The 20,660-nt window shown below is 60.2% G+C and carries 14 protein-coding genes, 1 tRNA gene and 2 pseudogenes; 9 read left to right on the top strand and 8 right to left on the bottom strand.

Annotated features, from left to right (window positions below; translation table 11 throughout):
• Positions 1-8 precede the first annotated feature (8 nt).
• Positions 9-1,706, bottom strand: coding sequence for a molecular chaperone HscC (locus tag ACTJK9_RS20700; protein ID WP_085613410.1), 1,698 nt, complete (start codon positions 1,704-1,706; stop codon positions 9-11).
• A 199-nt stretch (positions 1,707-1,905) separates the two neighbouring features.
• On the bottom strand, positions 1,906-3,324 hold the full coding sequence (locus tag ACTJK9_RS20695) for a short-chain fatty acid transporter (RefSeq protein ID WP_440815874.1): 1,419 nt from the start codon (positions 3,322-3,324) through the stop codon (positions 1,906-1,908).
• Between the two features lie 199 nt (positions 3,325-3,523).
• On the opposite strand from ACTJK9_RS20695, the gene ACTJK9_RS20690 reads away from it, so the two are divergent.
• The 4 genes and pseudogenes from ACTJK9_RS20690 to ACTJK9_RS20675 all read left to right on the top strand — a co-directional run bounded on the left by ACTJK9_RS20690 (position 3,524) and on the right by ACTJK9_RS20675 (position 6,959).
• On the top strand, positions 3,524-4,837 hold the full coding sequence (locus ACTJK9_RS20690) for an MFS transporter (protein WP_064599409.1): 1,314 nt from the start codon (positions 3,524-3,526) through the stop codon (positions 4,835-4,837).
• Between the two features lie 68 nt (positions 4,838-4,905).
• Positions 4,906-5,733, top strand: a pseudogene (locus ACTJK9_RS20685) (PAS domain-containing protein); the annotation flags it as partial.
• A gap of 108 nt (positions 5,734-5,841) precedes the next feature.
• The gene (locus tag ACTJK9_RS20680) at positions 5,842-6,273 is read left to right on the top strand and encodes a methyl-accepting chemotaxis protein (protein WP_371857749.1); all 432 of its coding nucleotides are present in this window, start codon (positions 5,842-5,844) and stop codon (positions 6,271-6,273) included.
• Between the two features lie 86 nt (positions 6,274-6,359).
• Complete coding sequence (locus ACTJK9_RS20675; protein ID WP_440815871.1) at positions 6,360-6,959, top strand: flavin reductase family protein; 600 nt, start codon at positions 6,360-6,362, stop codon at positions 6,957-6,959.
• An 88-nt stretch (positions 6,960-7,047) separates the two neighbouring features.
• Here the strand turns inward: ACTJK9_RS20675 and ggt are convergent, their stop codons facing one another.
• Positions 7,048-8,880, bottom strand: a complete 1,833-nt coding sequence (ggt, locus tag ACTJK9_RS20670; RefSeq protein WP_440815869.1) for a gamma-glutamyltransferase — start codon at positions 8,878-8,880, stop codon at positions 7,048-7,050.
• A gap of 155 nt (positions 8,881-9,035) precedes the next feature.
• Here ggt and ACTJK9_RS20665 point away from each other — a divergent pair, with 155 nt between their 5' ends.
• A complete protein-coding gene (locus ACTJK9_RS20665; RefSeq protein WP_085613403.1) occupies positions 9,036-10,133 on the top strand; it encodes a DUF2817 domain-containing protein in 1,098 nt (365 codons plus the stop codon).
• Between the two features lie 85 nt (positions 10,134-10,218).
• On the opposite strand, the gene ACTJK9_RS20660 is transcribed toward ACTJK9_RS20665, so the two are convergent.
• The 4 genes from ACTJK9_RS20660 to ACTJK9_RS20645 form a co-directional block, all read right to left on the bottom strand.
• Complete coding sequence (locus ACTJK9_RS20660; protein ID WP_064599398.1) at positions 10,219-10,470, bottom strand: bacteriocin immunity protein; 252 nt, start codon at positions 10,468-10,470, stop codon at positions 10,219-10,221.
• Between the two features lie 6 nt (positions 10,471-10,476).
• Positions 10,477-11,727, bottom strand: coding sequence for an S-type pyocin domain-containing protein (locus ACTJK9_RS20655; protein ID WP_440815865.1), 1,251 nt, complete (start codon positions 11,725-11,727; stop codon positions 10,477-10,479).
• 224 nt (positions 11,728-11,951) lie between these two features.
• Positions 11,952-12,028: transfer RNA gene (locus tag ACTJK9_RS20650), tRNA-Met, on the bottom strand.
• 115 nt (positions 12,029-12,143) lie between these two features.
• Positions 12,144-14,201 carry a methyl-accepting chemotaxis protein gene (locus ACTJK9_RS20645; protein WP_085613402.1) on the bottom strand — a complete coding sequence of 686 codons (2,058 nt, stop codon included), beginning with the start codon at positions 14,199-14,201 and terminating at the stop codon, positions 12,144-12,146.
• A gap of 333 nt (positions 14,202-14,534) precedes the next feature.
• Between ACTJK9_RS20645 and ACTJK9_RS20640 the strand changes: the two genes are divergently transcribed.
• The 4 genes and pseudogenes from ACTJK9_RS20640 (at position 14,535) to gabP (ending at position 19,576) form a co-directional block, all read left to right on the top strand.
• Positions 14,535-15,752 carry an MFS transporter gene (locus tag ACTJK9_RS20640; protein ID WP_064599394.1) on the top strand — a complete coding sequence of 406 codons (1,218 nt, stop codon included), beginning with the start codon at positions 14,535-14,537 and terminating at the stop codon, positions 15,750-15,752.
• Positions 15,753-16,168: 416 nt separating this feature from the next.
• A pseudogene (locus tag ACTJK9_RS20635) lies at positions 16,169-16,501 on the top strand (IS3 family transposase); the annotation flags it as partial.
• Between the two features lie 620 nt (positions 16,502-17,121).
• The gene (locus tag ACTJK9_RS20630) at positions 17,122-18,024 is read left to right on the top strand and encodes a DMT family transporter (RefSeq protein ID WP_440815862.1); all 903 of its coding nucleotides are present in this window, start codon (positions 17,122-17,124) and stop codon (positions 18,022-18,024) included.
• A 145-nt stretch (positions 18,025-18,169) separates the two neighbouring features.
• The gene (gene gabP, locus ACTJK9_RS20625; protein WP_440815860.1) at positions 18,170-19,576 is read left to right on the top strand and encodes a GABA permease; all 1,407 of its coding nucleotides are present in this window, start codon (positions 18,170-18,172) and stop codon (positions 19,574-19,576) included.
• 43 nt (positions 19,577-19,619) lie between these two features.
• Here the strand turns inward: gabP and ACTJK9_RS20620 are convergent, their stop codons facing one another.
• A complete protein-coding gene (locus ACTJK9_RS20620) occupies positions 19,620-20,660 on the bottom strand; it encodes a GlxA family transcriptional regulator (protein WP_397462299.1) in 1,041 nt (346 codons plus the stop codon).

The raw sequence follows: 20,660 nt of genomic DNA, 5'->3' as shown, positions 1-20,660 counted from the left end.
GTGCTTCCTTACTGCCAAGGGCTGCGGTCGAGGGCGCTCAACTGCTTGCTCAGTTCGGTGCGGGTCTCACGGATCTGCCGCTCGTCCTGAGAGTCCAGGGCGTGCTGGAATTGCTTGGCCCAATGGCCGATCTGATCGCGCAAGTCGCCCAGGCTTTCCTGATACAGACGTTCCAGTCGTGCACTGAGCAGGGTGTTCACCTGTTGCTCGCGCGGATGGATCTTCAATTGCGCCAAGGCTTGCAGACGCTGCTGGATTTCCTCGGGCGTCAGCACGCCGGGGTTGTTCTCGATGACCAGCGAGTGTTGCTGACCGGTCAGGGGGATGCTGACCTGGGCTTCGAGCAAGCCGTTGTTGTCGTAGGTGAAGCGTACATCCAGCTCGACTTCGCCGGCCTTGCGCTTGGGCACCTTGATGTCCAGTTGGCCGAGCGCCACGTTGTCTTTGACCAGGCGGCTTTCGCCCTGAAAGATTTTTACGACCACCTGTTCCTGATTGTCGTGAAGGGTCTGCACGGTTTTCACCCGGCTGACCGGTACGATGCTGTTGCGCTCGATGATCGGCAGGTAATGACCGCTCTCATACTGGCGACCGACCTGGGTGGAGGTCTCGATCCCCAGCGTGTAGGAGCAGACATCGGTGAGCACCACTTCTTCCAGCGCGGCCGAACGGGCCTTGAGCGCTGCCTGAATCGCAGCACCCTGAGCGACCACCTGATCCGGATCGAGGCTGATCGACGGGAAGCGGCCGAACAGCCCGGCAGCCAGTTTGCGCACCAGTGGCATGCGGGTGGTGCCGCCGACCAGCAGGATTTCGTCGAGGTCGCTGACGCGGATGCGTGCGTCGCGCAGGGCTCGTTCGATCGGCGCGCGCAGGCGTTCGAGCAGCGGCATGTACAGCGTCGCCATTTGCGCCTGGGTGATGGTCTGGGTCCATTGTTTTTCGCCGACTTGCACTCGGAATTCGGCGCTGGCGTCCTGGCCCAGTGCGCGGCGCACACGCTCGGCTTCGCGGCGCAGCGGCTGGAGGATGGTGGAGCGCTCGGGGAAATCCGACACGTTGCGATGTTGGTCGATAAAGTGCTCGAGCAACACGTTGTCGAAATCCTCGCCACCGAGGAAGTTGTCACCGGCGCTGGCGCGCACTTCCATGACGCCTTCGAAGAGTTCGAGAATCGACACGTCAAAGGTGCCGCCGCCCAGGTCGAACACCAGGAACGAGGTTTCCTTGTCCCGTTGGTGCAGGCCGTAAGCCAGTGCGGCGGCGGTGGGTTCGTTGATCAGCTTTTCGACTTTCAGGCCCGCCAGCTCACCGGCGATGCGCGTGGCCTTGCGCTGGGCGTCGCTGAAATAGGCCGGCACGCTGATCACGGCTTCCGTGACGGTCTGGCCGTAGGTGCGCTCGACGTCTTCTTTCAGGCTCTTGAGCACCAGCGCCGACAATTCCTCAGGGCGGAATTTTTTATCCCCGAGGTAAACCTCCGTGGCGCTGCCCATGTGTCGCTTGAACAGCGAAGCCGTCAGGCGCGGGTGAGTGTGCAGACGCTCACGGGCGGCTTGTCCAACCAGAATCCGGCCCTGATCGTCCAGACCCACCACGCTGGGTGTCAGGAACTGCCCCAGGGCGTTGGGCACCAACTCGGTGGCGTCGCCCTGCCATACGGCAACAAGGCTGTTGGTGGTTCCCAGGTCAATCCCGACGATCATTGCAACGAACTCCCTTTGCGCTCTGACAAAAAATGAAACAGATATTGGCGCGCAAGAATATTACCGAGGCAGTGGCGCGGTAAAGAAAGATGATGGCTCTGAGCCATTATTTGCGACAGGCAACCGCAGAAAGGATCGTTCGGGGCGTTTTTGTCGAAGAGAGGACAGGGCGCCGGAGCCGGCACCCTGTCGTCATCGCTTACGGCATTACGGGCGGTAGATAGGAAAGCGTCGTGCCCAGCGCCCACAGCAACACCAGCACCAGCGGCGTGTGCACCAGCAATTGCACGAACGAGAAACCGATCAGATCCCGCGCCTTCAGCCCCAGTACGCCCAGCAGCGGCAGCATGTAGAACGGGTTGATCAGGTTCGGCAGGGCTTCGGCGGCGTTGTAGATCTGCACCGCCCAGCCGAGGTGATAGTTCAGATCGTTGGCCACCTGCATCACGTACGGCGCCTCGATGATCCACTTGCCGCCGCCGGACGGAATGAAAAAGCCGAGAATCGCCGAGTACACGCCCATCAGCAGTGCATAGGTGTCGTGGGAGGCAATGCTGACGAAGAAGGTCGAGATGTGATGGGCCAGAGTCTGGGCGTCAGTGCCCTTGACCGTGGTCATCAGCGCGGCGATCGAGCCGTACAGCGGGAACTGGATCAGCACACCGGTGGTGGTCGGCACGGCGCGCGACACCGCGTCGATGAAACTGCGCGGGCGCCAGTGCAGCAACGCGCCGAGCATGATGAACAGGAAGTTGTAGGTGTTGAGCCCGGAAATCGCGGTGATCGCCGGTTTGGTCGAGAACTCGTGGAACAGCCATCCGGCCGCCAGCAGCACCAGCAGAATGATCAGCAGCGGGCTGTGCTCCAGCCATTCGCCGGGCCGGGTGCGCGGTTGCAGCGGCGGCAGGTTGAAGGCCGGGTCGATGCCGCAGGCCTTGGCGTCACGTGCCGAGTTCGGGCCGGGCGCGGTGGCGTAGGCGATGATGATCGAAATCACGATCAGCGCCAGCAGCATCACGCCCGACTGCCAGAGGAAAATCGTCTGGGTGAACGGAATCACCCCGGTGATCGACAGAATCGACGGCGGCAGGCTGGCCGGGTTGGCCTGCAACTGCGCGGCGGACGAGGACAGGCCCAGCGCCCAAACCGCACCAAGGCCAAGGTAGGCGGCGGCACCGGCGGCGCGGTAGTCCATTTTCAGATCGGTGCGGCGGGCGAGGGCGCGGACCAGCAGGCCGCCGAACACCAGCGACAGCCCCCAGTTGAGCAGGGACGCGACCATCGAGATCAGCGCAACCCAGGCCACGGCGGAGCGGCCGTTCTTCGGGATCCGCGCCAGGCGATCGATCAGCTTCACGGCAGGCGGCGAACTGGCCACCACGTAACCGCCGATCACCACAAAGGCCATCTGCATGGTGAACGGGATCAGGCTCCAGAATCCGTCCCCGAAGGCCATGGCGGCGTCGGTGGGTTTGGCACCCATGGCCAGGGTCGCCAGCGCGACGATGATCACCGCCAGCGCGGCGAAGACCCAGGAGTCGGGAAACCAGCGTTCGGCGAAACTTGAACAGCGCAAGGCAAAGCGCGCAGAGCGGCTATCTTCGATATCAACGGCCACGGGAGTACCTCGGATTTTTATGTTTATTGTGGTCTTCGGGGCTTGGCCGGCCCGTCTGGACAGGTGCCAACAGTAAATCAACCGGCGGATTTTTGTGACCGTGTTTTGCCGAATCAGACTATGGTCTAACGGGTTGTCCGGCGGCCCGTTTGCGTAGACCATGGGCGCCTTGGTTTTTTGCCTGCCAGAGTTCTTTGCCATGACTGCCCATTCCACTGCCCGACCGGCGCCGTTCAGCCGTTCCGACTACAAGACCCTCGGCCTTGCGGCCCTGGGCGGGGCGCTGGAGATCTACGATTTCATCATTTTCGTGTTCTTCGCCCTGACCCTCAGCCAGCTGTTCTTCCCGCCGGAAATGCCCGAGTGGCTGCGCCTGCTGCAAAGTTTCGGGATCTTCGTCACCGGCTATCTGGCGCGCCCGCTGGGCGGAATCCTGATGGCGCATTTCGCCGACCGGTTGGGGCGCAAGAAGGTTTTCAGCCTGAGCATCCTGATGATGGCGCTGCCGTGCCTGCTGATCGGGATCATGCCGACCTACGCGCAAATCGGCTATTTCGCACCGCTGTTGCTGCTGGCGCTGCGCATCCTGCAAGGCGCAGCGGTGGGCGGTGAAGTGCCGAGCGCCTGGGTGTTTGTGGCCGAGCACGCGCCGGCCGGCCATCGCGGTTATGCCCTGGGCTTTCTGCAGGCCGGTTTGACCTTCGGTTATTTGATCGGCGCACTGACTGCGACCTTCCTGGCGCAAGTGTTCACCCCCGCCGAAGTGCTGGATTACGCCTGGCGTTATCCGTTCCTGCTCGGCGGCGTGTTCGGTGTGATCGGCGTCTGGTTGCGCCGCTGGCTGAGCGAAACCCCGGTGTTCATGGCCATGGAGGCGCAGCGCGAGGCGCGGGTCGAACTGCCGCTGCGCACCGTGCTGCGCGATCATCGCCTGGCCATGTTGCCGGCGATGCTGCTGACCTGCGTGCTGACCTCGGCGGTGGTGGTGTTCGTGGTCATCACCCCGACCATGATGCAGAAATCCTTCGGCATGACTGCCGGCCACACTTTTGCGCTCAGCGCATTGGGCATCGTCTTCCTGAATATCGGCTGTGTGATTGCCGGCCGGCTGGTCGATCGCATCGGCGCGTGGCGCACGGTCATGCTCTACAGTCTGTTGCTGCCACTGGGGATCGGCCTGCTTTACACCTGCCTGATCAGCGGCGGTGACTGGGTCGGTCTGGCTTACGCCGTCGCCGGATTGTGCTGTGGCGTGGTCGGTGCGGTGCCGTCGGTGATGGTCAGCCTGTTCCCGGCGCGGATCCGCGTTTCCGGGATCTCCTTCACCTACAACATTGCCTACGCCGCCTGGGCGAGTGTCACACCGTTGCTGCTGATCGGTCTGATGCCGTGGAGTCCGTGGATCTGTGTGATGTTCTGCGCGGTGATGGGCGCGGTAGGTGTCGCCAGTGCGGCGTATTTTGGTTCGCGAATGCCACGCGCGGAGCGGTGTGCCGTGGCCGGCACCGCCTGAGTTGTCGAGGCGTAACTATTTTTGTAGGACACGCCTCAAACGCTCTTCAGAAAAGCCCTCCAAGGCCGATGGTTAGGCTGTGTGTCCGCTATCCATCCAGTCCATCGGTGCTCTCCCCCATGTTCAACAAACGCCTGAAGCAAGAGCTGGCGGCTCTTCGTGAAGAACTCTCCAGCCTTCTGCAAGTGAAGGAGAGCCTGGAAAGCGAGATGCTGGTGCTCAATCTCGAGCCTGACGGACGGATTCAGTCGGTCAACCAGAACTTCCTCAGCGAAATGCTCTACAAGAGCCACGACCTGATCGGCCGCGCCATCGAAGACATCGTGCCGGCCCATGTGAAATCCGACGAGTTTCATCACCGCTTCAAGGCCGCTTTGACCCGTGGCGAGCATTTCGCCGGCGCTGTGCGTCTTTCCCGCGGTAATGGCGAAGAGGCGTGGTTGCGTTCGATCGTGCAGCCGATTCGTTCATCGGATGGCCGGATCAAACATTTTTCGATTTTCTCCAGCGACCTGACCCGCACCATCGAGGCCTCCCGCGAACACGAAAACCTGATCGGCGCACTGGTGCGTTCGACCGCCGTGATCGAGTTCGACCTCAGCGGAAACGTGCTGAGTGCCAACGACCGGTTTCTCCAGGGCATGGGTTACAGCCTGGCGCAGATCAAGGGCAAACATCACCGCCAGTTCTGCGAGCCGGAGGAGTACAACAGCGCCGAGTACCAGAACTTCTGGCGTCGCCTGAACAACGGCGAATTTGTCGCCGGCCGTTTCAAGCGGATCGACAGCCATGGTCGTGTCGTCTGGCTGGAGGCGTCTTACAACCCGGTGCTCGATGCCAACGAAAAACTCTACAAAGTGGTGAAGTTCGCCACGGTGATCACCGATCAGGTCAATCAGGAACAGGCCGTTGCCGATGCCGCCAATATCGCCTACAGCACGTCCCTGCAGACCGACAGCACGGCCCAGCGCGGCACCCGTGTGGTGACTGAAGCGGTCAATGTGATGCGCGATTTGTCCAGGCACATGCAGACTGCCGGCGAAGGCATCGAGGCGCTGAACGAGCAATCCCAGGTGATCGGCACCATCGTCAAGACCATCAGCGGCATTGCCGAACAGACCAACCTGCTGGCGCTTAACGCCGCCATCGAAGCCGCTCGCGCCGGTGAACAGGGGCGCGGGTTTGCGGTGGTGGCCGACGAAGTGCGGCAACTGGCCTCGCGGACCAGCCAGGCGACCGAAGAAATCGTCGGCGTGGTGCGCCAGAACCAGGACATGGCGCGCAACGCCGTGGCCCTGATGACCGACGGCAAGCAACAGGCCGAACAAGGGCTGGCGCTGGCGGCCGAGGCCGGTACGGTGATCGTCGAGATCCAGGACGGCGCGCAGAAAGTGGTGAACGCGGTCGGCCAGTTTGCCAATCAGTTATCCAGCTGATGCTTTCAGGCGAAGGGATTGTCCATGGCAATCCCTTCGCGGTTTTTATCCCGCTACAATCGGCTCTTTTTCCCGGAGCAGATCCCATGAGCGAGTCTTTCCGTCGCCCGGTTCCCCTGAACAAAGCCTACCGCCTGCTCAATCACGGGCCGACCGTGCTGGTCAGCGCCGCCCATGCCGGGCAGCGCAACATCATGGCCGCGGCGTGGGCCATGCCGCTGGATTTCGAACCGCCGAAAGTCGCGGTGGTCCTCGACAAATCAACCTGGACCCGGCAACTGCTCGAGGCGTCGGGCACCTTCGTTCTCAACGTTCCTTGTGTGAATCAGGCTGACATCGTGCAGACCGTCGGCTCGACTTCAGGCCTGGAAATCAATCGCGATCAAGGTCAGGACAAGTTCCAGGCGTACGGCTTGCAGAGCTTCGCTGGCGAGCAGATCGAGGCACCGATGCTGGACGGTTGTGTGGCCTGGCTCGAATGCCGGTTGCTGCCGGAGCCGCGCAATCACGAACAGTACGATCTGTTTCTGGCCGAGGTGATCGCGGCGCAGGCTGATTCGCGGGTGTTCAGCGATGGACGCTGGCATTTTGAAGGGCATGACGGCTTGCGCACTCTGCACCATGTGGCTGGCGGGCATTTCCTGACGATTGGCAATCCGGTGGATGGCAAGACGCTTGAGGTTTGAGCGCCGCTGAATGACAAGTCATGGCCGGATGTTGCAATACAAAAAAGGCTTACCTCTCGGTAAGCCTTTTTCAGTTGGCAGCGTTGATTCAATCCCCCAACGCTACTCCTTCGCGCCGAGGATCTGCCCCACCTGACAGCGTTGCCTTCCCCGCAGCATCCTTGACCCGCACGATGGCCTGGGTGCCGCTGGTCATGTCGATTTCGTTGACGGTGTGGCCCTTGTCCTTGAGTGCCTGGATCAGCGTCGGGCTGAACTGGCCCTGTTCCAGTTCAGTGGGGCCGTTGCGGCTGCCGAAGTTGGGCAGGCTGATGGCGCTTTGAGGGTCGAGGTTCCAGTCGAGCAGGCCGACGGTGGTTTTGGCCACGTATTCGATGATCTGCGAGCCGCCGGGAGAGCCAACGGTGGCGACGAACTCGCCGCTGTTGCGGTCGAAGATCAGGGTCGGCGCCATCGACGAGCGCGGGCGTTTGCCGGGCTCCACGCGGTTGGCGACTTTCTGTCCGTTCTCTTCCGGGATGAACGAGAAGTCGGTCATCTGGTTGTTGAGCAAGAAGCCCTGAACCATCAGGTGCGAGCCGAAGGCTGCTTCGATGGTGGTGGTCATCGACACGGCGCCACCGAAGTCATCCACGGCAACCACTTGCGAGGTGGAAATGCGCAGCGGCGAGCGATCCGGCGCGTAGGCAACCTGCACGCCCGGCGGTGTGCCGGGTTTGGCGCTGCCCATGCTGCGTTCGCCGATCAGGCTGGCGCGGCTGGCCAGGTAACCTGGATCGACCAGGCCCTTGACCGGCACCGGCACAAAGTCGGTATCGGCTACGTATTGCGCGCGGTCGGCGTAGGCCAGGCGCTCGGCTTCGGCGATCAGGTGCACGGCTTGCGGTGCCGGTTCGATGCCGGCCGGTTTATCGGTCTTCACAGGCTTGAGCGGCGTCAGGGACAGGCGCGGATCGCGGGTTTCCAGCGCCTGCAAGGTGCCGAGAATCTGCGCCACCGCAATCCCGCCCGATGACGGCGGCGGCATTCCGCAAACTTGCCAGCGCTTGTAGTCGGTGCACAGGGGCGCGCGTTCCTTGGCCTGATAGTGCTGAAGGTCGGTCAGCGACAGGCTGCCGGGGTTGGCGTGACCCTGAACCTTGGCCACGATCTCTTCGGCGATCGGGCCTTTGTACAGTGCGTCCGCACCTTCGTTGGCGATGCGTTTGAGCACGGCGGCCAGCGCCGGGTTTTGCAGTCGCGTGCCGACGGCTTTGACGCTGCCATCGCTGTTCAGAAAGTACCTGGCCATGTCTGGCGAGCGGCGAATCACCGGGTCGGATTCCAGCAGCGAATGCAGGCGCGGGGAGATCGCAAAACCCTGCTCGGCCAGTTTGATCGCCGGCTCGAACAATGTTGCCCACGGCAAGCGGCCGTGCTTTTTGTGCGCCAGTTCCAATGCACGCATCACGCCCGGCGTGCCGACGGAGCGTCCACCGATCTGCGCCTGCGGGAACGGCATCGGTTTGCCGTCGGCTTGTAAAAACAGCTTTTCGGTCGCACCGGCCGGTGCGGTTTCGCGACCGTCATAGGTGCGCACCTGTTTACCATCCCACAGCACGATCATCGCGCCACCGCCGATCCCCGAGGACTGCGGTTCGACCAGGGTCAACACGGCTTGCATTGCAATGGCGGCATCGATGGCGGAACCACCCTGACGCAACATCTCGCGCCCGGCCTCGGCGGCTAATGGATTGGCAGCGGCGGCCATGTGTTTTTCGGCGTGGCTGGCTTGCAGGCCGGTGCGGTAACCGGAGGCGGCTTCCGGTGCCAGCGGCAGGGTCGAGGAGGGCGGGGCGTTGCAGGCCGTGAGGGCGATGGCGCTGACGATCAGCGTCAAGGCGGGCAGGCGGAAACGGTTCAGGGGCAGGGCTGGAAACACGCGGGGCTCTCCGTCCGTGGGATAAAAGTCTGACGGACTGTATCGACCGGCCGTGTACGACGCAAACCGCAGGTGTGTTTGTCCTTCATGCCTTGGCGAATTTTCTGTAGGGTCAGAGCCAATAGTGAAGCCAGAACAATCAACAAGAGGCCGCCATGCACAACGCATTTCCGACACAGCCCAGCTATCGCGAACAGCGCGAGCGCTTTCTTGCCGCCGCGAAGGTGGCGGGTGCCACGCTCTCTTTGTACGTGCATCCGCTCAATGGGCCGTTTGGCGAGTCTTTGGGTACCGATGTCGCGGTGCTGGGGGATCCAGCGGCCAAACGGCGCCTGGTGGCGCTCAGCGGCACCCACGGTGTTGAGGGTTATTACGGTTCGGAGTGCCAGATCGACTGGCTGAAGCATTTCACGCCGGAGTCGCTGCCGAAGGATGTCGCGGTGGTGATGGTTCACCTGATCAACCCGTGGGGCACGGCGTGGCTGCGGCGGGTCAATGAAGACAACGTCGACCTCAACCGCAATCACCTGGATTTCAACCGACCGCTTCCGGACAACCGTGCTTACGCCGCGCTGCATGAAATCTACGCCTGCACCGACTTGAATGGTCCCGAGCGGCAAAAGGCTGATGCCTTGCTCGATGTGCAAATTGCCGAGCATGGCTGGCCGGCCGTCATGTCGATTGTCGAGGGCGGGCAGCACAGTCATCCCGACGGATTGTTTTTTGGCGGACTCGCGCCGAGCTGGTCGAATCGCACGCTGCATTCAATCATCGAGAATCATCTGGCCGGTGCTGAAACCGTGATGTGTTTCGACCTGCACACCGGCGCCGGCGAGTACGGGCATCCGATGCTGCTGACGATTACTCAGGCACCGTATCCGGCACTGGCCCAAGCGCAATCCATTTACGGCCCGTGGCTCTACACGCTGCACACCGGTGCCGAAACCTTGAGTGATACCGGTGTTGCGGCAACCGCTACGGGTTACACCTCGCAGGCGCTGCTTAGTGCGCTGCCGAATGTGCAACTGATGCCATTTGTGATCGAGTGCGGGACTTACCCAGGGCCGGACGTGCATCGTTACCTGCGCGACGATCACTGGCTGCATCTGCATGGCAATCCGCTGGATGCGACGGGGCGGGCGATAAAGTTGAATCTGCTGGAGCAGTTTTATCCGGCGGATCCGGACTGGCGGGCGATGGTCGGTTTACGGACGCGGCAGATCTGGGCGAAAGGGCTGGCGGCCCTGGGATAATAGGTATAAACAAACGGCTTGCCCTTCGGTAAGCCGTTTTGACTGCTTGGATATTTGCAGTGGTGGGACTATGGGGGCCTGATGTTCACTGCTTGAAGCCAGGCAGTCCGTTGGTCGCACGCCATTCTTTCACGGTCTTCGTAATGCCCACGGCAGAGTTGTCCTCTCCTGGTTCGGGATAAAAAATCAAGTCGGTGCCATCCGGGTGACCCGTAAGCTTTCTGAATTGTGCCAGCAGCTCGCCAAGCTCCGTATCCGATCCACTTTTATTGGTGGCACGTATTTTTTCGATGAAACGGATAAATTCGGTTTCAGTGTATTCAGATATTTTTTCCATGTGTGTTCACTTTTTTTTATGTTGAAAGATGTGATTTTTAGGGGTGTTGATTCGGAGGTTGTCTATGTCGTAGACAGCGCCGCCATCAGTAATCCGCTCGACGTGATGTATTTCAAATACCCCTCTTGTGCCTACAGACTCCCTGTCTCGAACCGCGGGTGCGTTGCCCGACATTAAACGATCTTGGGCATCCGAATTGAACTGATCGAAAAGTTCTGGATCATCCCGCACGGCTTGCCAGAGTGCTTTTCTGAACGCGTCGAAACTTGAAAACTCCCGCCCTCTGAGTCTGTCCGCTATTCGCGTGGGAATTGGCACACCAATCCCCGTTCCTGCTCCCGCCAGCCATATCCCGGAAACATCCTCACCAATCCCCGTCACCGTCCCGGGCGTCAATCTGGCCGGCTTAGAAAACACCACATACAACGACTTCAGCCCGGTCTCCGCCGGAAACACCAGAATACAATCCTCGGCGGTGATGTCTTCGCCGGGCAGGATTTCAATCTGGCTGTCGGTGTTCGCGGCGATCGGGTGGACGAGGATCGTACTCAGTGCTTCGCCGTGCTCCGGGTGAACCAGCGGCGGCATCGATCCCAGCGGCCCGCGTTGCGGCGTCCACAAAATCGTGATGCCGTTGAGCTTCGCCTCCATGGCGGTCTTGTCGTTGTTCCACTCGACTTTTACGGTACGCACGGAGTCGTCGCCCGAGACGCCGGTGTGGATGCCGTAGACCTGCATGACCCCTCCGGCATCACGCCGGAACTGGAAGCGCACGCGAGTGGTGGCGCGGGGTAGGGTGCGCAGTTGTTCGTCGGTATAAAGGGTGCCGTCGCCCATTCTGGCCGGCAGCATCCCTAGGATGAAAACACTGGCCGGGCCTGTCGCACCACGGATTGCCCAGTTGAGACGTTGCTGCAGAATTCCACCGCCCGCCATGCGCCCCAAGGCCAGATCGGCGCCGATTGCTTTCGCTACGACCTTACTGGCTGCGGGAAAGCGTATGGCGCCCGCCACCATGATCTTGCCGAAACTGGAGGCGGGCTCAGGTGTTGTGCCCGCATCCGTCCGGCACCAGTTGTCCGGTGTGCAGGACTTGGCAAATACCAGATCGTCGCGGGGCTTTGGGGTTGGCCATTCATCTGTTGGAACGTAGACGGGTTCCGGCTCTCGGGGCGGAAACCAGGCGGCCCATGAGGCGCCGCCGTTCGGAAGCTTTCGGCGCCAGATATCATCGAAAAGGTTTTTGTCCGGGTCCATGACAACTCCCTGTCTGTCTTTGGATCAAGACAGGGGAGCTTGTCGGCCAATCGCGATGGCGATCAAATCGACTTGCCGGGATGCGCGTGCTTGAACGAACGAAAAATCCTCTTCGTACGCTTTTCGCACCCGGTTCCTACGGAGCCAGCCGATTCACTGAGGAAGGGCACTTTTCTCGAGGCATAAAAAAACGGCCTACCTTTCGGTAAGCCGTTTTTAGTACTTGGTGGCTACACAGGGACTTGAACCCCGGACCCCAGCATTATGAATGCTATGCTCTAACCAACTGAGCTATGTAGCCAAGTGGCGCGCATTATTCCCCTGAAATGGAAAAGCGTCAAGCGTAAATTCAAAATATTTCTTCTTATTTTCAACCGCTTATCCTCCCGCGCCGAAAATCGGCGCGGGAGGGGCTTTCAACGCAGCTGAAATCTTCCAGTGTTGGCACTCAAGGCATGGCTGCCCTGGCTCAAGGTGTCCGCCGCAAGATTCACGGCCCGCGCGCCTTCGAGCAGGCGAACCGCCGCCTGATCCACCTGCTGGATATTGCCGCTGACCTCATCGGCGGTGCTGGCCTGTTCTTCGACCGCCGTGGCGATCTGGGCGAGGGTGTCGGTGACGCTCTGCACGGCGCTGGCGATTTCTCCCAGGCGTTCGCCCAGTCCGGTGACCGCTTCCGCGTCTGATTGCGCCTGACCGCACGCAGCCTCCATCAAGCTCACGGCTTCGTTGACCGTATTGCGCAGACTGTCGACCGTACCGGCGATCTGCGCCGTGGACGATTGCGTACGTTGCGACAGGCTGCGCACCTCGTCGGCCACCACGGCAAAACCGCGACCCTGTTCACCCGCACGAGCGGCCTCGATGGCGGCGTTGAGCGCCAGAAGGTTGGTCTGTTCGGCGACGCCGCGAATGGTGTCGACCACCAATTGAATCTGCTGCCCTTGCTCGCTGACCCGGCCGAGCGCTGCGGCAGTTTCGTTCAGGCGCTGATTGAGCTGCTGGATACTCGCTGTGGTGCGTTGACTGTCACGGCTGCTGTCGGCAGCGATGCGCTGGGTGTGCTGGGCGCTGCCCGAAGCCTGTTCGCAACTCTGCGCCACGCCTTGGGACGTCGCCGCCAGTTGCGTGGCCGCTGCGGCGATCTGGCTGATCTGCAATTGCTGCGCCTCGACTTCGCTGAGAGCGCCGCTGGAGTGATCGTTGAGGCTGCGCACCGCATTGCTCAGTTGCGAAGTCTCGTGATCGACACCCAGCAGGCTGGTGCGCAGTTGCACCACCGCCACGTTAAGCGCGGTGCTGATCGACGCCAATTCATCACGGCCCACGACCGGCACTTGCAAGCTCAGATTGCCGTCGCGCAGAGCCTCGGCGAGCAGCGTGATGCCGCTGGCGCTACGACGGATCGAGGCTTGCAGGCACACGAACAAATATAGCGCCGCCAGCAACAGGCAACCGAAGACCGCCGCGACAACGATGAACTGACGAATCGCCGATCCGTGGTAGTCATCCAGCCGCCGATCCAGCGACACCAGCGATTGCTGGCGCAGCGTGGCGAGGTTGCCGAGCAGGGCGTCGAGGCTGCGTTCGAACTCTTCCGGCTTGAGATTGATGCTACCGCCGAACACGCCGTCATCCAGCACTTTGAGACCGGCATCCAGTTGCTTGAGGCTGTCGTGATATTGCCCGGCCCAGCCTTGCAGGGCTGGCGGCAGACGCGCTTCAAGCAGGCTCGCGGTTTTCACCAACTGCTCGCGCGCATCGCCGATGCGGCTGCGCAGGTCACGCAGTTGCAGACGGCTTTGCAGGGTGAACTGACCGGAAACCACGGACGCCTGGCCGACGGCTGCCAGTCGGCCGACCCGCTCGATCAGGTCCGGTGCGTGTTGGGTGGAAATCTGTGTCAGCAGATAGGTTTCCAGCCATGGCGCGAGGATCAGGCGATTGTCCATCGCGATCTGTTCGCGCAACGCTTGCAGGGCGCTGAGGGCATTGGTGAAGCGGTCGTAACCATCCGGCCACCAACCGACACCGGAGAGGCTTTTCGAGTCCAGACCATTGAGCGCAGCTTGCAGTGCCTGATAGCGGGTCAGGGTTTCACCTTCCGCGCCTTCGGCTTGCAAGGCATTGCCCAGCTCCAGCGTGGCCTGAGCAACGGCAGGCTGCACGCCATCGAATGCGGCCACGGCGGCCAGAGTCGCGGGTGTCGGCTGGCGGTTGGTTTCCGTGGCGCGCCAGCGGGCGGCGCGGTCGCGTTGGGCGGCGAGCAGGTTGTCGAGTGCATCGAGGGCGAGCAACTGCCGCACACCGGCACGTTCACCGGCGATCAGGTTAAGTTTGTCGCTATAGTCCTGGCCGATCATCAACAGGCTGCCGGCCAATGGCAGGATGAACAGCAGAAACAACAGCTGGAATTTACGTGCGAAGCCAAATCGCCCCAGCAACCTGATCCCCGGTGATAAAAAAGCCTGCATGCCCCATGACTCCTCTGGACACCACGCACCATCGGCGTGCATCGCGGTCGTTGCGACCGTGACTGGTGCCCTGCTAAAAGGCCTCGAAAGTTCACCCTTGCCCGCTCTGTAGGCCGGCTCTGTAGCGAAACTTCCCATTCTCGATGCCCTTTGTAAGGGCACCGCGTTCAAGCGGATAAGCAAGGCAAGATTCAGACCATGGCGTTGCGCTATCACTTGCGGCGCGACGACTGAATAGTTCGTTAGCTGGCTAAGGGGATGGCGCTGGCGCACCGAAAAATGGCACATTGACGCACCTGCCCGCGTGCACCCATCTGCAGTCCGGAAACTCCCATGGCTATCAGCAACGTTCAGACCGCCGCTGCCTCGGCGTCCGCTCCTCCACAAAGCAGCCCTTTGGTGATGCGCATCATCGGCGCGGTGGCGCTGGCGCATTTGATCAACGACCTGATCCAGTCAGTGCTGCCGTCGATCTATCCGATGCTCAAGGCCAACTATGGTTTGAGTTTTACCCAGGTCGGCCTGATTACCCTGACCTTTCAGTTGACCGCGTCGCTGTTGCAGCCGTGGGTCGGTTATCACACCGACCGGCATCCGAAACCGTGGCTGCTGCCCGCCGGTTCCGTGTGCACGTTGATCGGCATTGTGATGATGTCGGTGGTTGGCAGTTTCCCTCTTATCTTGCTGGCGGCGGCGCTGATCGGAATCGGCTCTTCGACCTTCCACCCTGAAGCTTCCCGCATCGCGCGTCTGGCGTCGGGCGGGCGTTTCGGTCTGGCGCAATCGACCTTTCAGGTCGGTGGTAACGCCGGTTCGGCCTTCGGCCCGTTGCTGGCAGCGGCGATCATCATTCCTTTCGGGCAGGGCAATGTGGCCTGGTTCGGGCTGTTCGCGGTGTTTGCGTTGTTCGTGCTCTATCGCATCAGTCGCTGGTACGCCCATCACCTGAACCTGTTCAAGCTCAAGGCCGGCCAGGCCGCCACTCATGGACTGTCGAAGGGCAGGGTGGTCAGTGCGCTGGTGGTGCTGGGGCTGCTGGTGTTCTCCAAGTATTTCTACATGGCCAGCCTGACCAGTTACTTCACCTTCTACCTGATCGAGAAGTTCGACCTGTCGGTGGCCAGTTCGCAGCTGCATCTGTTCCTGTTCCTCGGCGCGGTGGCGGCGGGTACGTTCTTTGGCGGGCCGATTGGCGACAAGATCGGGCGCAAGGCGGTGATCTGGTTCTCGATCCTCGGCGTGGCACCGTTCACGCTGCTCATGCCCCATGTCGACCTGTTCTGGACCAGCGTCCTGAGCGTGGTGATCGGCTTCATCCTGGCTTCGGCGTTCTCGGCGATTGTGGTGTACGCGCAGGAACTGGTGCCGGGCAATGTCGGGATGATTGCCGGGGTGTTCTTCGGTCTGATGTTCGGCTTTGGCGGGATTGGCGCGGCGTTGCTCGGGCATCTGGCGGACATTCACGGCATCGAATACGTGTACTTCCTGTGCTCGTTCCTGCCGCTGTTCGGGGTGCTGGCGATCTTCCTGCCGAGAACCAAAAAGGCCTGACGGGCTGAATGTCAGGCACAAAAAAGCCGCGTATCAAACGCGGCTTTTTCTTGGGTGCAGCTTTTACACGTTGTGGCTATACCGACTAATTGTCAGTCATGGACATTGATTTAACTGATTGTTTTGTATGGACTTGTCGCGGAAAACTAATGTCCATAGAAAATCTGAATTTCGCTTTAGCCGGTTCAGAGAACGGTGAAAAGTACTGACTGCTTCACCGTCTCCTACACATGGGCCTCGCGAAACCTGTTGGGTGGTAGGCAGGTGGAGAGCACGCTACGCGGACAGTCGAAGGTCAATCAGTTTCCGCTTTACGACTTCCGTCCGGCCCACACTCTCAAAAACAGCCTGCTGTCCAAAATACGGGGCCTGCTCGACTTGGAGCCAGGATGGGATGGCTCGGGGTTAGTAGACCACTCCAGAAGCACTCGACGGATTACCCGGTGCGGCGCCTTTGCCAAACCCTAAAGGTGGATCCCAGCGGCTACTACGCCTGGTTGGCCGAGCTTCAGTCTGCCCGAGCAAAAGAAGGTCATCGTCTGCTTGGCTTGATCGAACATGCTTGGCTCGAAAGCGGAGGCGTGTACGGCTACCGCAAAATTCATGATGACCTACGTGAGCTGCGAGAGACATGCGGGCGAAATCGACTCGGTCGTTTGATGCAGGCATAGGGGTTGCGTTCGTAAACAGGCTATCGCCGTCGACCTGGTTTTTATGGCGGAAAACCAACCGCGGCCTCGCCCAACCACCCTGACCTACCCGGCACAAGAAGCTCATTGGGACCACACTGTTGGTTAAGGGGCTGGAGTTTGATCATGCGGTCATCCTGGACGCAGACTCCCTTGACGCTAAGGACCTGTACGTTGCAATGACACGAGGTACCAAATCCCTCAGATAATTGGGTCTGGGAGGCATGTGCCAGTGCGATTATCCAGTCCATAAACACCGGGTTGTCTTCGATGATGGAGTGAAAACGTCCCGAGGCGGACAGTATCGGGGCCCTGGAGCAGACAGAAAACTCTGAAGCAGCGTGAACCTAGGTGTTCATGAACGCTCCAGGCAGGACCATGCGCCGCTTAGGCAATGTCAACTTAGGACATGCTCCACGTCCGGTTTAGACAAGATCTTGTCCTCCCCAAACGGTCGATCAAGTTTTTTACCTTCAATAATTCACATAACGGCTTGCCTCGCGCCATAGGCCAGCCGTTGCAGTTTTCGAGTAAGCAGCCTCGTCTTACAACTCCAATGCTGCGGCGCCCTTGCACCGGCAATCCGGTAGCACTCCTAAAAAAATAGAACTTACTACGTTTCTAACGCCGCGCCGCGCCGCGCGGAACGCGTTCGCGCGCTTATTGAAGACTTGACTGCCATGATCGCTACTTCTGCTTCCAGCACCGGTGTATCCACCGGTCATCGCAATGTTTTGCTCGCCGCACACGTCGCTGCGGTGCTGTTTGGGCTTACCGGTATCCTCGGGGCGTTGATTCTCGCCGATGCCAGCGTCATTACTTTCGGCCGAGCGACATTTGCCTTCATTGCCCTTGGGTTTGTTGCTGGCCTCAAGGGCACTCGTCTGTTGGATGCCCTGAGCTGGCGCAATCTACCGGTCATTGGCCTCACTGGCACTTTATTGGCCGCCCACTGGGTTACGTTCTTCATTGCTGTGAAAGTGGGGGGCGTAGCAGTCGCTACGCTCGGCTTCGCCAGCTTCCCCGCGTTCATCGCTCTCGTGGACTTGCTGCTGTTTCGCGAGCGTATCGCTAGAACCGAAGGCCTGCTGCTGCTGATGGTGACAGCTGGGCTGGTGTTGGTGGTTCCTTCATTCGACCTGCTCGACAAGGGTACTGTCGGTTTGGTCTGGGGGTTGGCTTCGGGCTTGTCATTCGCACTGCTGGCGGTGGCTAACCGTCGCCACACAGGGGGTATGAACGCCCTGCAGATCGCGTTTTGGCAGAACGTGGTAGTGGCAGCGCTGATGATCCCCTTTGCGTTTAGCCACCTCGCCACTGCCAGCCTGCGGGCTGATGACTGGGTAAACCTGGCGCTGCTGGGCGTTTTCTGTACCGGGCTTTCGCAATTTCTTTTCGTAAAGAGCCTGGATGGCCTGCAGGCGCGCACGGCTGGGATGATCATCGCCCTGGAGCCTGTGTATGCCATCGCTTGTGCTTGGTGGATATTTGGCGAACAGCCTTCACTGCGCATGGGTGCTGGGGCGGCGCTAGTGGTGCTGGCCACTGTGTTGAGCGCCCGCTGCAAACCATCATCTCACTGACGCTGTGTAGCCCGGGATATGTCCGGCTCACTCCATTTGGTGTCCGAACCAGTCAATTGAGTCCTGTTTTCGCTCTCTATGGTTAAGCGGTGACGTGCCCTGGCACTGCACCCTACCCATAACAAGAGCAAAAGCAGGGAACATAATGACTATGACGACGTCTGGGAAAGCCAGCGATCAGTTGGCGCAGGGATTCAAGCCTCGACATGTGACTATGTTGTCGATTGCCGGAGTGATCGGCGCGGGTTTATTCGTAGGTTCCGGACAAGCGATCGCTGCGGCAGGTCCGGCAGCGATCATTGCCTATGCGCTTGCTGGCGCTCTCGTAGTGCTGGTAATGCGCATGCTAGGCGAGATGGCGGTGGCGAGTCCTGACACCGGTTCCTTTTCCACTTATGCAGATCGTGCAATCGGGCGCTGGGCCGGTTTCACCATTGGCTGGCTGTATTGGTGGTTCTGGGTGCTGGTGATTCCGATCGAGGCGATTGCTGCCGGCGTCGTGCTCAACAACTGGTTTCCCGGGGTTCAACCCTGGTGCTTCGCGTTGTCGATGACAGTGCTGCTCACCGCCACAAACCTGTTCAGCGTAGCCAAGTACGGTGAGTTCGAATTCTGGTTCGCAATGCTCAAGGTGATCGCGATCGTTGCCTTCATCGCACTTGGCGGATTCGCTCTGGCAGGGGCACTGCCGGCACGCGAGGTCAGCGGTCTGGCGAGTCTGATGAGCGCCCATGGTGGTTTCATGCCCAATGGCTGGACGGCCATCATTGGTGCCCTGCTCACCACCATGTTCAGCTACCTCGGCACCGAAGCGGTCACTATCGCCGCTTCCGAATCTGCCGACCCCGCCCGAAATATCGCCAAGGCCACACGCTCGGTGATCTGGCGGATAAGCGTGTTCTACCTGCTTTCTATCTTCATCATTATATCGGTGGTGCCATGGAATGATCCGCTGCTGCCACTTCATGGTTCCTATCAACGGGCTTTGGAGATCATGAACATTCCCTATGCCAAGCTGATGGTGGACATTGTGGTGCTAGTGGCGGTGGCCAGCTGTCTGAACTCATCCATCTACATCGCTTCGCGCATGTTGTTCTCTCTTGCCAAGCGCGGAGATGCACCGGTTTCCATAGGCCGTACTTCGCGAGCCGGTGTACCTCGGACTGCCGTGATAGGCAGCACACTGATTGGAATGGTGACCACCATCATCAACTACTTTGCTCCTTCCGAGGTGTTTGCATTTCTGTTGGCCAGCTCGGGGTCGATTGCTCTGCTGGTATATCTCGCCATCGCTTTTTCCCAGCTACGCATGCGAGCCGTGCTAGAAAAGCAGCACCAAGCTATTGCCTTCAAGATGTGGTTCTACCCATGGCTGACCTATGGGGTGATTAGCTTCATCATTTTCGCCTTGGGCGTGATGTTCGTGATGCCCCAACATCGATTGGAGGTATCGCTAACCATCGGCTTGGCCCTGGTGATCTTGGTAATAGGTGTGATCAACAGCCGGCGCCATGGGCAGGTGATGCCGCTGTCGACGACAGAAGCTGCGTGACATGGAAAGCCCGTTTGCAGAACGTCTGCGCGCGGGCTCTGCGTCAACTGGGTTCGCGCTGCATGCTTTTCACGCAGGCAAAGCGTTTTTCTTTAGAAGGACTGTATCCGAAGAACGACGCATAGCACTTGCTGAAGTGGCTTGCAGAGACGAACCCGCATGCCACGGCCACGCCCAATAGAGGCAGGTCGGAATACTGCAGCAGCCGTCGGCTTTCGGTGATGCGTAGCTCCAGATAGTAGCGCACAGGAGTAGTCCCCAGCTGATGCTGGAACAAGCGTCCGATCTGGCGCTTCGAGCGACCTACGTATTCGGCTATCTGATCCTGGCTCAGGGGCTCTTCGATGTTCGCGGCCATCAGGCTGATCGCTTCACGTAGCGGCTCACTGATGTTGGTGTGGGGGGTCGGGACAGTGCGCCGGTAGCGGGACGCCTCGAAAGCCAGGATGGCGGTAACGCCATCGGTCAACGCCGTGCCTCTTCTTTGCCCCAACCACTCAAGCACCATGTTAAACGCGCCTGCAGGACTCGCCGCGCTCAAGCGGTCACGGTCGACGACGAAGCTGTCTGTGCTTACGTGACTGTGATGGGCGATTTCTGCTACGGCCCCACGGTGCTCCGGATGAACAGCGCAGCGGTAGCCGTCAAGCAACCCCGACTGCCCTAGGAACCAGGTGCCGTTCCACAGTCCGGCCAATGCAACTCCCTTTCTTGCCAGGCCCTGCAGACATGCGCTCAAGTCAGCGGAAGCTACAAGCGCGGTACGCAGGCCACCGCAAACCATCAGCAAATCCAAGGGTAGCTTGAGGCTTTTCTCCAATGCTGCTGCTGGAGAGATATCGATACCCAGGTCACTGATTACTGACTGGCCGTCCAAGCTGAAGGTGGTACTCACACAGGTTTCTGGCTGAATCAGATTGGCAGTAACCAGAGTGTCCAGGGCCTGAGTAAACGCCAACAGCGAGAAGTGCTCGAGCAACAGAAAGCCCACGCGCGTTTGTTGATGGCTGGGCTGTTCGATCGAGTGGGTGAAACGTGAATTGTGCCCATTCAGGGCATTACTGAAGCTACGAGTTGGACGCAA

It is taken from the genome of Pseudomonas sp. 22082 (assembly GCF_052046055.1).
In the GTDB taxonomy this organism is placed as follows: domain Bacteria; phylum Pseudomonadota; class Gammaproteobacteria; order Pseudomonadales; family Pseudomonadaceae; genus Aquipseudomonas; species Aquipseudomonas pharyngis.
This window is presented reverse-complemented; position numbering and strand designations above follow the sequence as displayed.